Origin of the sequence: Pseudomonas sp. NY15364 (assembly GCF_048068235.1) — a bacterium.
Classification (GTDB): domain Bacteria; phylum Pseudomonadota; class Gammaproteobacteria; order Pseudomonadales; family Pseudomonadaceae; genus Aquipseudomonas; species Aquipseudomonas mendocina_D.
Genome location: NZ_JBLUPX010000003.1, coordinates 15,582 through 28,755, shown reverse-complemented (window position 1 = coordinate 28,755; position 13,174 = coordinate 15,582). Strand labels below are relative to the sequence as shown.

At 63.5% G+C, this 13,174-nt stretch carries 13 protein-coding genes; 7 read left to right on the top strand and 6 right to left on the bottom strand.

All coding sequences use genetic code 11. The annotated features are described in order from the left end of the window. Positions 1–102 precede the first annotated feature (102 nt). Positions 103–504, top strand: a complete 402-nt coding sequence (locus ACNFCJ_RS03680) for a hypothetical protein (RefSeq protein WP_084341108.1) — start codon at positions 103–105, stop codon at positions 502–504. Between the two features lie 6 nt (positions 505–510). Here ACNFCJ_RS03680 and ACNFCJ_RS03675 read toward each other — a convergent pair whose 3' ends face one another. The 3 genes from ACNFCJ_RS03675 to ACNFCJ_RS03665 are packed head-to-tail and all read right to left on the bottom strand — an operon-like array spanning position 511 to position 2,293. Then, on the bottom strand, positions 511–1,209 hold the full coding sequence (locus ACNFCJ_RS03675) for an SDR family NAD(P)-dependent oxidoreductase (RefSeq protein ID WP_416769857.1): 699 nt from the start codon (positions 1,207–1,209) through the stop codon (positions 511–513). Continuing rightward, complete coding sequence (locus ACNFCJ_RS03670; RefSeq protein ID WP_416769855.1) at positions 1,206–1,739, bottom strand: DUF3833 domain-containing protein; 534 nt, start codon at positions 1,737–1,739, stop codon at positions 1,206–1,208. The genes ACNFCJ_RS03675 and ACNFCJ_RS03670 overlap by 4 nt, the downstream gene beginning before the upstream one ends. 8 nt (positions 1,740–1,747) lie before the next feature. Then, positions 1,748–2,293, bottom strand: a complete 546-nt coding sequence (locus tag ACNFCJ_RS03665) for a chalcone isomerase family protein (protein ID WP_416769854.1) — start codon at positions 2,291–2,293, stop codon at positions 1,748–1,750. Positions 2,294–2,787: 494 nt separating this feature from the next. Between ACNFCJ_RS03665 and ACNFCJ_RS03660 the strand changes: the two genes are divergently transcribed. Together ACNFCJ_RS03660 and ACNFCJ_RS03655 are read left to right on the top strand one after the other, a co-directional pair. Continuing rightward, positions 2,788–4,149, top strand: coding sequence for a putative bifunctional diguanylate cyclase/phosphodiesterase (locus ACNFCJ_RS03660; protein ID WP_416769852.1), 1,362 nt, complete (start codon positions 2,788–2,790; stop codon positions 4,147–4,149). A 374-nt stretch (positions 4,150–4,523) separates the two neighbouring features. Further along, the gene (locus tag ACNFCJ_RS03655; protein ID WP_099523573.1) at positions 4,524–5,180 is read left to right on the top strand and encodes a TIGR04211 family SH3 domain-containing protein; all 657 of its coding nucleotides are present in this window, start codon (positions 4,524–4,526) and stop codon (positions 5,178–5,180) included. 6 nt (positions 5,181–5,186) lie between these two features. Here the strand turns inward: ACNFCJ_RS03655 and ACNFCJ_RS03650 are convergent, their stop codons facing one another. The 3 genes from ACNFCJ_RS03650 to ubiM form a co-directional block, all read right to left on the bottom strand. Beyond that, entirely contained in the window at positions 5,187–5,420 is a 234-nt protein-coding gene (locus tag ACNFCJ_RS03650) for a cbb3-type cytochrome oxidase subunit 3 (RefSeq protein WP_092380398.1), read from the bottom strand. Next, entirely contained in the window at positions 5,410–6,843 is a 1,434-nt protein-coding gene (ccoN, locus tag ACNFCJ_RS03645; protein WP_179544419.1) for a cytochrome-c oxidase, cbb3-type subunit I, read from the bottom strand. Before ccoN ends, ACNFCJ_RS03650 begins: the two co-directional genes overlap by 11 nt. A 158-nt stretch (positions 6,844–7,001) precedes the next feature. Beyond that, entirely contained in the window at positions 7,002–8,180 is a 1,179-nt protein-coding gene (gene ubiM, locus ACNFCJ_RS03640) for a 5-demethoxyubiquinol-8 5-hydroxylase UbiM (RefSeq protein WP_416769850.1), read from the bottom strand. 322 nt (positions 8,181–8,502) lie between these two features. Between ubiM and ACNFCJ_RS03635 the strand changes: the two genes are divergently transcribed. From ACNFCJ_RS03635 to ACNFCJ_RS03620, 4 genes are all read left to right on the top strand, one after another. Next, positions 8,503–9,489: a glucokinase gene (locus tag ACNFCJ_RS03635; RefSeq protein WP_416769849.1), complete on the top strand. Its 987-nt coding sequence runs from the start codon at positions 8,503–8,505 to the stop codon at positions 9,487–9,489. 56 nt (positions 9,490–9,545) lie between these two features. Continuing rightward, complete coding sequence (locus ACNFCJ_RS03630) at positions 9,546–10,280, top strand: response regulator (protein ID WP_416769848.1); 735 nt, start codon at positions 9,546–9,548, stop codon at positions 10,278–10,280. Continuing rightward, positions 10,270–11,718, top strand: coding sequence for an ATP-binding protein (locus tag ACNFCJ_RS03625; RefSeq protein WP_416769846.1), 1,449 nt, complete (start codon positions 10,270–10,272; stop codon positions 11,716–11,718). Before ACNFCJ_RS03630 ends, ACNFCJ_RS03625 begins: the two co-directional genes overlap by 11 nt. A 199-nt stretch (positions 11,719–11,917) precedes the next feature. Then, positions 11,918–13,171, top strand: coding sequence for an ABC transporter substrate-binding protein (locus ACNFCJ_RS03620; protein ID WP_416769845.1), 1,254 nt, complete (start codon positions 11,918–11,920; stop codon positions 13,169–13,171). Positions 13,172–13,174: the final 3 nt, after the last annotated feature.

The window sequence follows — 13,174 nt, the reverse complement described above, 5'->3', positions numbered from 1 at the left end:
CATCGGGGGAAATGCTGTGAGCTTAACGGAGTCTGCGTTACTGGCAAGTCGGCCGATAGCCGTGGATGGGCAGCGCGTTTCGCTATGGCTATGATCAGGGCCATGAATTCGCCGCTGCTGCTCCGAAATCCTTGCCCGCCAGGCGCTTGCGACTGCCAGCGTGATGAGCTGCTGGACAGGCCGGGTGCCGATACCCGCGTGCTGCTGTTGACCCGGCAGGAGGAGCAGCGCCTGCTCGAACGCCTGGAAAACCTGCAGAGCTTGGAAGACCTTGAGCGCATGCAACAGCGCATGTTCGACAACCTGGGTATTCGCCTGCACATCGAGCCGGCCCATGGCGAGGTGCGCAGCATGCGCGGTATTCACATGCGTTTCGAGGCGCATCCGGGGTTGTGCCGCAAGACCCGGCAGAACATTCCGGCGGCAATTCGACGAGCCATGGAGAAAAAGCCGGAAATCGCCTGGCGCCTGCTGGATTCTTTCGACCTGTTCGGTGGCTTGTAGGTGGTGCTACCAGGGCAGTGGTTGGCCGTCGTAGGCGTGGAAGCTGCCACTGTGTTCCGGCCCCAGGCTATCGATCACCCGCAGCAATTCCGCTGCTGCCTGTTCGGCCGGTCGTGCGGCTGCGGCGCCGCGAAAGGGCTGTGACAGCGGCGAAATCACTGTGCCGGGATGCAGGCTGAGCAGTCGAGCTTTGGGCTTGCTGCGTGCCAGCTCGATGGCGGCGGTCTTGATCAGCATGTTCAGCGCCGCCTTGGACGCACGGTAGGCGTACCAACCACCGAGACGGTTGTCGCCGATGCTGCCGACCTTGGCTGAGAGCATGGCCATGGCGCCCTGTTTGTCGAGCAGCGGCAGGAAGTGGCGCAGCACCAGCGCTGGCCCCAGTGCATTGACCTGAAATACCGCCTGCAACGCATCGGCCTCGATGGCCGCCAGACTTTTCTCCGGTGCGATACCGTCGCGATGGAGCAACCCGGCGCAGTGCAGAATCAGTTGGTAAGGCCCTTCGTCCGCCAATGCCGCAGCAGCTTCGGCGATGCTGGCCGGCGCCTCGAGATCGAGTGACGGCGAGCTGCTGCGGCTCAGCTCGCGCACACTGGCGCAGTTGGGGTCGGCACGCAGCGCCTGGCAGAAGGCCTGGCCGAGGCTGCCGCTGGCGCCAATCACCAGCGCCTTGTAGCCGTTGCCCAGGCTATTCAGGGTCATGGTGTGGCAGCGCCCCGGCGGAAGAATAGCGTGACCTGGCCCAGTTCGATGCCGAACTTGCTCATGGCCGAGCGGTTGATCAGGGTGTCGTCATCCATCAGGTACATCCAGTCGTCGAAGTAGACGACGTAGGTGCTGTCATCCACCGGTAGGTTGAGGTGATAACGCCAGCGCAGAGCATTGCCAGCCACTTCACCGATGGCTTCGCCGACCACGTCGTCGGCGGTGCCGATCCAGCGTCCTTCACCGTCCGGGGTCAGGGTCCAGACCCGACGCTGGCGGGTGCCGTCGCTGTACAGGAAGCGCTCGTCGAGTATCAGTTTGTCGCCGTCGCGGCGGCTCTGGATATCGACATGAAAGCGCTTGATCACCTCACCGGAGCGATCCTGGAACATGCCCCAGGCCTGCACCGGCCCGGAGAAGTAAGTGGGCAGATCCAGCACGGGTTTCTCGTTGGCGTAACGCTCGACCGGGACCTGGCCGCAGCTGATCAGCAGCAGAGTGCTCAGCACGATCAATAGGGCTTTCATGTAGTACCTCACGGGTTAAGGCCAAGCAGAGCGGCACGCAGTTTCGGGCTGCGGGTCTGCGGGTCGAGCCAGATGGAGAAGAAGGCACGGGCGAACTCTTGATCATCGATGACGTGTTGCAGCTTGCCATCGACATAGAAACGGCAGCCCTCGCCGGGCAGGAATACGCCGGTGATGCGCGTGCCATCCTTCACGTCGACGAAAGCCTGGCTCATCTGTTTCGTCCAGACGCTCTGCTGTTCGCTGTCGAGGGGCTCGCCGTTGATCCGGCGAATTTCATCGAGGCTGGTATCGACCAGGGTTTCCCGGCTGATGGTGCGCCGGTAGGTCAGTTCCAGGGCAAAGGGATCGGTGAAATCCACCTGCCGAGTCGGGCTCCACAACTTGGCGTTGTAGACCGAGAAGCCGAACCAGCTGAAGTCGCCGCTACCCACCAGACTGGCCTGCGGTAGTTGTTCCCGCCAGCCGTCCTGAGTAGTGGCCTGCACTGGCTGGCCGAGCAGCAGCAAAAACAGCAATACGGCAGGGGGCAGAGGTCGAATCAGGGTGGCCATGGTCGTTGCCTCTGAGGCGGCTGACGGGGGCCGCGTCCAGCCGTTGATTCGGCGCCCGGCGGCGACGGGCATTGAGTAAAAAAATCCGGCAACCAAAAAAGGGGAGAGAGTGTTGCCGGATTGCGCAGCTTGTTTGGGCTGTCGTCGGTCGTGGCAAGCAGGCCTGGAGCAAGGTGTGCAAGCGTTGTACGAGCCCTGTTTGAATCTAATATATGTACAAAAAATAAAGTTGTACAGCTTTTGTATAGATATGGGGCGCGAAGGTCGGCCTTACCGTTCATATGAGCGGCGCGTCTGGCGCGGCGGTAGGTGGGGCAATAGCAGCGCACGGGGGCGCTGTAGGCGGTGGGAGGGGTATCACCATGGCGGAGGCCGATGGACTTGATTGCCGAACGCTTGGCCAGTGAGGCGCACTGGCAGCATTAAAAGCATCTGGGAAACTTGCATTCGGCCAGGCAGCTTCAAGAATGAAGTGATCGAATCAGGATTTCATCATGCCATCACTCTCCAGCTTCGGCAGACGCGTTCGCAAACTCTGGCATGGTGCAGACCTGGCTCTGGTCGGCCAGCGCCGCGAGCGCCGGATGCGCATGCTGTCGAGCGTGGTGATGATCGTGATGGGCCTGCTCTGGGGGCTGTTCTTTTCCTCTCGCGGCTACTGGGCCATCGTCATCATGGATGTGGCTATCGTCTGCAGCGGTGTGGCGGTTTTCGCGCTGACCCTGCGCAACCAGGCGCGCAGCGCCAACCTGATTCTGTTCGGTGCGCTGATCCTTATCGTCATCGCCTCGACCCTGCTGCTCGACCCGCCGACGCTCACGGCGCCGCGTGCGACTCATCTCTATCTGCTGCCGGTGGCCGTCGGTGCGTTGATGGCCTTCCGCGATGAGCCCTTGTGGCTGCGTTACGGCATGTGCCTGTTCTGTCTGCTGCTGTTCGTTGCACTGGCCGCGTCCAACTGGCGGCCCACCGATCTTTATGCGCTGCCGGACGATGTGCGCATCGTCGGCTCCTGGGTGCAGGGCGTTGCCGCCATGGCGCTGTTTTTCCTGCTCCTGCACATCCTGCAAAGCGATACCGCCGAGCGCTCGGAGCTGGATCGTGACTTGCGCGCGGCCGTGCGTGAGCGGCAGTTCGTGCTGTATTACCAACCGCAGCTCAATGACGCGAACCGGGTGATCGGTGCCGAATTGCTGATTCGCTGGCAGCACCCACAGCGTGGTTTGCTGGCGCCGGGCGAGTTCATCGACCACGCCGAGAACACCGGGTTGATCATCCCCATTGGCCAGTGGGTGCTGGAGCAAACGGCCGCGCGCTTGCGGCAATGGAAGGATGACCCGCTCTTTGGCGATGTAGGGCTGGCGGTGAATATCAGCCAGAAGCAATTCTCGCAGAGCAGTTTCGTCGCCGAAATTCTCGGCCTGATCGAGCGTCACGGTATCGATGCCCAGCGCCTGGAACTGGAACTGACCGAGACGCTGATCGTCCGCGACATGGAGGACCTGACGCGCAAGATGGCGGCGCTGGTCGAGCAGGGCGTGCGCTTCTCGCTGGATGACTTTGGTACCGGTTTTTCTTCCCTCAGCCACCTCAAGCGTCTGCCGCTGAGCAAACTGAAAATAGACCGGTCGTTCATCTGTGACGTGCTCACCGATGCCAATAGCGAAACCATCGTGCGTACGGTGATCGCCCTGGGGCAGAGCATGGGCATGACGGTGATCGCCGAGGGCGTGGAAACCGAGGCGCAGCGGCGGTTTCTGGCTGATAACGGCTGCAGCCAGTTCCAGGGCTACCTGCTTGGCCGGCCGATGCCATTGGCGGACTTCTGCTCCTTCGTGCAGCGCCACAACGCCTGAGAACCTGTTCACGATCTGCTGCGCGTCGGCCATGCTGCGTTGAAACCACGCTCAAAATGCTCATTTACAACTCGTAAACTGCGTTTTTTCGCCTGGTTTCGCCTTGCCTGGCTCTAGCTCGCGAGATCGTGAACAGGTTCTGAGACGACGCTCCGTCCATCTACCATCTCCTGCTGCGAGTGAACTCGAAGCAAGTGGCCAATGTCTGTCTGCTGTCGGCCCGTACCGGCAGGAATTGATGGCTATTGGCCGTTAGTGTGGCGTCTACGTCGCGGATTCTGCCTGAATCGTGCTTGAGCATGTGCTCGTGCGTGTGGCCGGCATCGTTCATCCCGTTCGCCGGGTTCGTCTGACTGCCATGTGAAGATCGCCCCATGTTTTTATCTCGTCATGCTCCACTCCAACCCCGCATTCTCGGTGCCTGCCTGCTACTCGGTGGCCTGCTCGGCGGCGTGCAGCCGTCACTGGCGGAAGAGGCCGCCAGTAACCAGCGCTGGGTCAGCGACAGCCTCAATACATACGTACGCAGCGGCCCCACCGATGGCTACCGTATCGTCGGCACGCTGGTTTCCGGGGAGAAAGTGGAGCTGCTGCGCACTCAGGGCGACTACAGCCAGGTGCGTAGCGCAAGCGGCAACAGCGTCTGGATTCCCAGCCGCGACCTGCAATCGGTGCCAGGCCAGACCGAACGCCTGCCGCAACTGGAACAGAAAGTCGCCGACCTCAGCGCTGAGCTCAAAGGCATCGACGATGCCTGGAAGGCCCGCGTGCAAGGCATGCAGGAAACCCTCGACACGCGCAAGAACCTGATCGACGAGCTGCAGGCCGCCCGCGGCGCGCTGGACGCCGAACTGACCACCACCCGTTCGCAGCTGCGTGATGCCCAGGCGCAACTGGGTGAGGAGCAGCAGCAGGTGCTGATGCGCTACATGGCCTATGGCGGCAGCATCGCCGGCGCCGGGCTGCTGCTCGGGCTGATTTTGCCGACCATGCTGCGGGTCAAGCGCAAGCGTAATGATCAGTGGGTCTGAGCGCCCTCAGAACTCCTGCTGTCCCTGATGCTCGCAGCTCCCGCTGCACGTACCGGGGCAGGCGCAGCCGCGGGTGCTGCGCCCGGTATCGCGCTCGACCCGTCGGGCCACTTCGGGATCGTCGGCAAACGGCAGCATGGTGGCCTCGTTGAGGTCACGCTGGCTGCCGCGCCCGAGGCTCAGTTGCACGCCGAGGAAGAACACCGCCAAGGCGATCATCCACCAGGCTTCAGCCAGCATGAGCGGCCTCTGCGGCATCGTGCGACTCGGTAGCCGGGCGACGCAGTGTCAGCCAGGTGTTGAGCGCCATCAGCAGCATGCCGGCGAGGAAGCACAGACCGCCGACCAGGCGTACCACGAAGCCGGGGTGACTGGCCTCCAGCGCCTCGACGAAGGAGTAGGTGAGGGTGCCGTCCTCGTTCACCGCGCGCCACATCAGGCCCTGGGTAATGCCGTTGACCCACATCGAGGCGATGTACAGCACGGTGCCGATGGTCGCCAGCCAGAAGTGCGCGTTGATCATGCCGGTGCTGTACATGCTGTCGCGAGCGAAGACTTTCGGGATCAGGTGATAGAGCGAGCCGAAGGTGATCATGGCTACCCAGCCGAGGGCGCCGGCATGCACGTGGCCGATGGTCCAGTCGGTGTAGTGGGACAGGGCGTTGACCGTCTTGATCGCCATCATCGGGCCTTCGAAGGTCGACATGCCGTAGAACGCCAGGGACACCACCAGAAAGCGCAGGATCGGGTCGGTGCGCAGCAGGTGCCAGGCACCGGACAGCGTCATCATGCCGTTGACCATGCCGCCCCAGCTTGGCGCCAGGAGGATGATCGACATCACCATACCCAGGCTCTGCGCCCAGTCCGGCAAGGCGGTGTAGTGCAGGTGGTGCGGGCCAGCCCAGATGTACAGGGTGATCAGCGCCCAGAAGTGGACGATCGACAGGCGGTAGGAATACACCGGCCGGTTCACCTGCTTGGGCACGAAGTAATACATCATCCCCAGGAAACCGGTGGTGAGGAAGAAGCCCACCGCGTTGTGCCCATACCACCACTGCACCATGGCATCGGTGGCACCGGAGTAGATCGAGTAGGACTTGAACCAGCTCACCGGCACCGACAGGTGGTTGACGATGTGCAGCATGGCGATGACCACGATGAAGGCGCCGAAGAACCAGTTGCCGACGTAGATGTGGCGGGTCTTGCGCTGCGTCAGGGTGGTGAAGAAGACGATGCCGTAGGCGACCCAGACGATGGCCATCCACACCGCGCCGGTGAATTCGATCTCGGCGTATTCCTTGGTGGTGGTCAGGCCCATGGGTAGGGTCACCAGCATGATCAGGATGGTCGCCTGCCAGCCCCAGAAGGTGAAGGCGGCCAGTTTGTCGGAAAACAGTCGCGTCTGGCAGGTGCGCTGCACGGCGTAGTAGCTGGCGGCGAACTGCGCGCTGCCGGCGAAGCCGAAGATCACCAGGCTGGTATGCAGTGGGCGCAGGCGGCCGAAGCTCAGCCAGGGTGTGTCAAAATTGAGCTCCGGCCAGACCAGTTGGGCGGCGATGAACACACCGTTGCACATGCCCACCACGCCCCAGAAGAGGGTCATGATGGTGAATTGGCGAACGACCTTGTAGTTGTAGGCCGGGTGGGGAGCAGCAGATTGCATCGCGGTAACCTTCCATACAGTAATGCGGGCGCAGCCGCGCGAATGGCGAAACTGTATGGAGGCTGGGGAAAACAAAACAGACTCAGAAACTGCTGTCTGATGCGTATCAGATGGAGCGGCAGGTGGCGCGCGCCAAGTTCGGCGCGCGCTTGCAGGGCTCAGGCCTGGGCGGTCAGGTGGCGAGCAATGCCCTTCTTCAACGGCAGCAGACCCTGCGCCACACGCAGGCCGGCGCCGCGCAGCAGACGGGCCGGCAGGTGGTCGTTGGTGTACAGCTCCACCAGCAGGTTGGTGGCCTGGTACAGCGGCCAGGTAGCCAGACGCAGCTGGCGTTCGTAGCGGACCAGCGCTGACGTTGAACCGATGTCCTGGCGTTTGCCATGGGCGGCCAGTAGCGCCTCGCTGAGCAGTTGCACGCCAATCAGACCGAAGTTGAAGCCATGCGCGGTGACCGGATGCATGCCCACGGCGGCATCGCCGAGCAGGGCGCAGCGAGTGCCGACCATGCGTCGTGCGTACGCGCCCACCAGCGGATAGGTGTGGCGGCTGCTGGCCAGTTGCATGGCGCCGAGGCGGCGGTCGAAGCGCTTTTCCATTTCGCGGGCAAAGCTGGTTTCGTCGAGCTTTTGCAGGCGCTCGATCTCGCGCGGTGGCAGGGTGAGGACCATCGACGACTGCCGGCCATTGAGCGGTAGCAGGGCCAGGGTCTGGCCGTAGCCGAACCATTCCCAGGCGATTTGCTGGTGATCCTGCTCGTGCTGCATGCGGCATACCAGCATGCTCTTGCCGAAGTCCTTGAGTTGCGCGCCGATGCCGAGCTGGCGGCGCGTTTCCGAGAAGCGGCTGTCGGCGGCGACCAGCAGGCGTGGTTGCAGTACCTGGCCGTCTTGCAGCACCAGCTTCACCTCGTTCTGGCTTTGCTCGATGGAGCGTACGCTGGTTTCACACAGCAATTGCACATCGGCGCATTCGCTTAGCGCCTGATAGGCAGCACGGCGAATGGCCTGGTTGGCCACCAGATGACCGAGTCGCTCGGCACCGGCCTGTTCGGCGCGGATCTTCAGGGCGAACAGCGAGGGGCCGTTGAATACCTGGGCGTCGCGCAGCACGGCGACATCCTCGGAGGGCAGGCGCTGCCACAGGCCGAGACGCTCCAGCAGCGCCTGCGAGCCGTGGGTGAGGGCGATCTCGCGGCCGTCGAAGGCAGGTTCGGCCAGTGCCTGCTCGGCCTGGCGCTCCAGCACCACGATGGACAGGCCGTGCCCGGACAGGGCGCGTGCCAGGCACAGGCTGGCCGGGCCGGCGCCGACGATGACGATGACGATATCGGGTGACATGCTGCAGCTCTCCATGCGGATGACCAGTAGGGCGGGTGAAACCCGCCATGCGCCGGTGCGAGTCTAGGTCGCAGCAACGCCGCCGATATTGTCCGGGATCATGCCGAGGGCTGAATCTGTTGTGCGGGGCGCAGGCTATGAGTTGGTATTGAATATTGTTGTTATTACAACTTTGGCTGGCTTGATAGGCGTTATTTTCGGGTTTATTGTGGTGCGCGTTGTCTGAACTACAAAAATAATTCGGGTTTGGAGTCGATGCCATGCATCCTCACTTTTCTGCAGTTGCCGATCAGCGAACGGCCTTCGCTCAGGAGATATTCTCGTGAAACTGGCTCTGGTCGGCGATATCGGTGGTACCAACGCACGCTTTGCCCTGTGGCGTGACGAGCAACTGGAGGCGGTGCAGGTTCTGCCGACCGCCGATTTCGCAGGGCCGGAACAGGCCATCGTCGCCTATCTGCACGCCCAGGGGCTGCCGCTGGGGTCTATCGGCTCGGTGTGCCTGGCCTGCGCCGGGCCGGTCAGCGGTGATCTGTTTCGTTTCACCAACAATCATTGGCGTATCGATCGTGCCGCCTTCTGCGAAGCGTTGCAGGTCGACGAGCTGCTGATGATCAACGACTTCTCCGCCATGGCCCTGGGCATGACCCGTCTGGCCGAGCATGAGCGGGTAGTGGTGTGCGAGGGGCAGGCGCAGGCAGATCGTCCGGTGCTGGTGATCGGTGCCGGTACCGGCCTGGGTGTCGGAACGTTGCTGGAGCAGGCTGACGGGCGTTGGCTGGTGTTGCCGGGCGAGGGTGGTCACGTTGATCTACCCATCGGCAGCCCGCGTGAGGCCGAGCTCTGGCAGGCTCTCTATCGACAGCTGGGCCATGTGCGCGCCGAAGACGTGCTCAGTGGCAATGGTCTGCTGGTGCTGTATCGGGCCATCTGTGAGCTGGACGGTCAGCCTTTGCAGCACGCGACGCCAGCGGCCATCACTAGCGCAGGCATGGCCGGCGAGCCGGTCGCTGCCGAGGTGCTGGAGCAGTTCAGCGTCTGGCTCGGGCGCGTTGCCGGCAACAATGTGCTGACGCTGGGCGCGCGTGGCGGGGTGTACATCGTCGGCGGCGTGGTGCCGCGTTTTGCCGAGCGCTTTCTCGCCAGCGGTTTTGCCAAGAGTTTCCGCGACAAGGGCTGCATGAGCCATTACCTTGACGGCATTCCGGTGTGGCTGGTGACGGCTGAGTACCCCGGCCTGATCGGCGCCGGCGTGGCCTTGCAACAGGCGTCGGAGCGTAGTCCGGATGCAATCCGGGAGATCCCTTGATAGACCCCCCGGATTTCATCCGGGCTACACGGCCATAACAACAAAGGTTGCGGACCATGAGCCAGCCCGGCAAATCGATTCTGTTGGTCGATGACGACCAGGAAATACGTGAACTGCTCGAGACCTACCTGAGCCGCGTCGGCTTTCAGGTGCGCGCCGTGGCCGATGGCGCCGCCTTTCGCCAGAGCCTGTGTGCGGAGTCGGCCGACCTGGTCATCCTCGATGTGATGCTGCCCGACGAGGACGGTTTCAGCCTGTGCCGCTGGGTGCGTGAACACCAACGCTTCGCCCAGGTGCCGGTGATCATGCTCACCGCCAGCTCCGACGAGGCCGACCGCGTGATCGGCCTGGAGCTGGGCGCCGATGATTACCTCGGCAAGCCGTTCAGCCCGCGCGAATTGCTGGCGCGGATCAAGGCCTTGCTGCGCCGCGCGCAATTCACTCAGGAGCGCAGCAGCGAGGTGCTGGCCTTCGATGACTGGCGTCTGGACATGGTCAGTCACCGGCTGTTTCACCGTGACGGCGAGGAGGTGATTCTGTCCGGCGCCGACTTCGCCCTGCTCAAGCTGTTTCTCGACCACCCGCAGCAGATTCTCGACCGCGACACCATCGGCAACGCCACCCGTGGCCGTGAGGTGATGCCGCTGGAGCGCATCGTCGACATGGCGGTCAGCCGCCTGCGCCAGCGCCTGCGCGATACCGACAAGCCGCCGCGGCTGATCCGCACCGTGCGTGGCAGCGGTTATCAACTGACGGCGACCGTCAGCGTGCAGGCTGGCGATGGCCGTTGAGCCAAGGCGCTGGTTGCCGCTGCCGCGTTCCTTGCTCGGGCGCATGCTGTTGCTCACCCTGCTGGCGATTCTCGCGGCGCAAACGCTGTCCAGCGCCATCTGGCTGTCGCAACTGCGCGCCACCCAGCTCGAAGGCCTGGTGACCACCGCGCGCAGCCTGGCGCATTCGATGTCGGCCAGCGTGCGTTACTTCCGTTCGCTGCCGGTGAATTATCGGCCGCTGGTGCTCGACCAGTTGCGCAGCATGGGCGGTACGCGTTTCGTGGTCAGCCTCAACGACCGGCCGCTGCAGATGAAGGTGCTGCCGGCCACACCGCGCAAGCAGGCGGTGACTGAATCAGTGACCGAAGTGCTGCGTCAGGCGCTGGGCAATGCCGCCGACATTTCGGTGACCTTCGTCAGCCCGGATGATCTGCGCATCTTCAACGGCGGCCTGAAGCTCGACGAACTGCCACGTTCCTGGGCGCACTATGCGCTGACCCTGGAGCCAATCAACCCGCCGGTATTGGTGACACAGATCCAGCTGGCGCCGGGGGAGTGGCTGTACATCGCCTCGTTGCTGCCCGAGCCCTACACCAGCCTGGAGGAGCCCATTCTGCCCGCCCAGCAGCTGTGGTTCATCCTCCTGACCACGGCCTTTCTGCTGTTGTTCATCGGCTTGCTGGTGCACCTGCAGAGCCGTCCGCTCAAGCGCCTGGCACGCACCGCGCGGCACCTGTCGCTGGGCGCACAAGTGGAGCCGGTGGCCGAAGGCGGCGGCCGCGAGGTGGTCGAGGTGGCCCGCGCGTTCAACGCCATGCGCGAGCGCATCAGCCGCTACCTGACCGAACGCAGCCAGTTGTTCAGCGCCATTTCCCATGACCTGCGCACGCCCATCACGCGCCTGCGCCTACGCGTCGAACTGCTCGACGACGAAAGCCTGCAGAGCAAGTTCGGCCGCGATCTGGACGATCTGGAGCTGCTGGTCAAAGGCGCGCTGCAATGCGTGAAGGACACCGACATCCACGAGAACATCGAGCCGGTCGACCTCAATCACCTGCTGCATGGGCTGACCGAACCCTACCTCGGTTCGGGCCGCGTCACCCTCGACGGCACCGCGCGTGATCTGTATCCCGGCAAGCCGCTGGCCCTGCGCCGCTGCATTGGCAACCTGCTGGACAACGCGCTGAAGTACGGCGAGCGCGCGCACCTGCACATCGAGGATGACGCCGAGGCGTTCGTCCTGCATGTCGATGACGAGGGACCGGGCGTACCCGAGCAGAAGCTCGAGCAAGTGTTCGAACCGCATTTCCGCCTGGCCAGTCAGCAGCAGGGCTACGGCATGGGGCTCGGCATTGCGCGCAACCTGGCGCACAGCCATGGCGGCGAACTGAGCCTGCGCAACCTGCGTGATGGCGGGTTGCGCGTCACCCTCTGGCTGCCGCGCCAGAGCCGTTGAGCGCAGCCGTGAGCCGCGCCGCACAACTGCAGCACGCGCGCCGCTGCGCTGCATGTCACCGGCTCGCGTCGCTTTGTAACGACCTGGTGACTATCCAATACCCTTTGTTACCCCCAGGGCTCTGGGGGCTGGGTAGACTCGTTCGCAATGCAAGCACCACGACTTGCTCGCGAATAACAACAACAAGGTGTCCTATCCCATGAAAGCGATCTCTCGCCTGTCCTGTGCCATCTCCCTCGCGGTTCTACTGCCCCTGTCCGCCACTGCCGGTGAAGTCGAAGTGCTGCACTGGTGGACCTCCGGTGGCGAAAAGCGCGCCGCCGATACCCTGCAGAAACTGGTCGAAGCCCAGGGCCACACCTGGAAGGACTTCGCCGTGGCCGGTGGCGGTGGTGAAGCGGCCATGACCGTGCTGAAGACCCGCGCCGTATCCGGCAACCCGCCCGCTGCCGCACAGATCAAGGGGCCGGATATTCAGGAGTGGGGCGAGCTGGGCCTGCTCACCGACCTCAATGCAGTTGCCGCCGAGCAGAAGTGGGACGAGTTGCTGCCGCCGCAGGTGATCGAGGTGATGAAGTACCAGGGTGACTACGTGGCGGTGCCGGTCAACGTGCACCGGGTCAACTGGTTGTGGATCAACCCGCAGGTGTTCGAAAAGGCTGGCGCCACGCCGCCGACCACCCTTGACGAATTTTTTGCCGCCGCCGACAAGCTCAAGGCCGCCGGCTTCATCGCCATCGCCCATGGCAGCCAGCCCTGGCAGGACGGCACCGTGTTCGAAGACCTGGCCTTCAGCATTCTCGGCCCCGAGGGCTTTCGCAAGGCCTTCGTCGAACAGGATCGCGACACCCTGACCGGCGACAAGATGGTCGAGGTGTTCGCCGCCCTGCAGAAACTGCGCGGCTATATCGACGCCGACGCCGCCGGACGCGACTGGAACAGCGCCACCGCGATGGTGATCAACGGCAAGGCCGGCATGCAGATCATGGGCGACTGGGCCAAGAGCGAATGGACTGCCGCCGGCAAGGTCGCCGGCAAGGACTACCAGTGCCTGGCCTTCCCCGGCACCCAGGGCAACTTCGCCTTCAACATCGACTCGCTGGCGATGTTCAAGCTGAACGACGCCGACAACCGCAAGGCCCAGGAAGACCTGGCGCGCACGGTGATGGGCAACGAGTTCCAGGAGTTCTTCAACCAGAACAAGGGCTCGATCCCGGTACGCATGGATCAGGACATGAGCAGCTTCGATGCCTGCGCGCAGAAGTCCATGGCCGACTTCAAGGACGCCGCTTCCGGTAGTGGCCTGCAGCCGAGCCTGGCCCACGGCATGGCCGCCTCCAGCTATGTGCAGGGTGCGGTGTTCGACGTGGTGACCAACTTCTTCAACGACCCCAAGGCCGACCCCAAGCGCGCCGCCCAGCAACTGGCCGCGGCGATCCAGGCGGTGCAGTGAGTC

What these genes read in the sequence shown, in the direction of transcription:
- ACNFCJ_RS03680 (WP_084341108.1), top strand. Translation starts at nt 103, where the DNA reads ATGAATTCGCCGCTGCTGCTCCGAAATCCTTGCCCGCCAGGCGCTTGC.
- ACNFCJ_RS03675 (WP_416769857.1), bottom strand. Translation starts at nt 1,209, where the DNA reads ATGACCCTGAATAGCCTGGGCAACGGCTACAAGGCGCTGGTGATTGGC.
- ACNFCJ_RS03670 (WP_416769855.1), bottom strand. Translation starts at nt 1,739, where the DNA reads ATGAAAGCCCTATTGATCGTGCTGAGCACTCTGCTGCTGATCAGCTGC.
- ACNFCJ_RS03665 (WP_416769854.1), bottom strand. Translation starts at nt 2,293, where the DNA reads ATGGCCACCCTGATTCGACCTCTGCCCCCTGCCGTATTGCTGTTTTTG.
- ACNFCJ_RS03660 (WP_416769852.1), top strand. Translation starts at nt 2,788, where the DNA reads ATGCCATCACTCTCCAGCTTCGGCAGACGCGTTCGCAAACTCTGGCAT.
- ACNFCJ_RS03655 (WP_099523573.1), top strand. Translation starts at nt 4,524, where the DNA reads ATGTTTTTATCTCGTCATGCTCCACTCCAACCCCGCATTCTCGGTGCC.
- ACNFCJ_RS03650 (WP_092380398.1), bottom strand. Translation starts at nt 5,420, where the DNA reads ATGCTGGCTGAAGCCTGGTGGATGATCGCCTTGGCGGTGTTCTTCCTC.
- ccoN (WP_179544419.1), bottom strand. Translation starts at nt 6,843, where the DNA reads ATGCAATCTGCTGCTCCCCACCCGGCCTACAACTACAAGGTCGTTCGC.
- ubiM (WP_416769850.1), bottom strand. Translation starts at nt 8,180, where the DNA reads ATGTCACCCGATATCGTCATCGTCATCGTCGGCGCCGGCCCGGCCAGC.
- ACNFCJ_RS03630 (WP_416769848.1), top strand. Translation starts at nt 9,546, where the DNA reads ATGAGCCAGCCCGGCAAATCGATTCTGTTGGTCGATGACGACCAGGAA.
- ACNFCJ_RS03625 (WP_416769846.1), top strand. Translation starts at nt 10,270, where the DNA reads ATGGCCGTTGAGCCAAGGCGCTGGTTGCCGCTGCCGCGTTCCTTGCTC.
- ACNFCJ_RS03620 (WP_416769845.1), top strand. Translation starts at nt 11,918, where the DNA reads ATGAAAGCGATCTCTCGCCTGTCCTGTGCCATCTCCCTCGCGGTTCTA.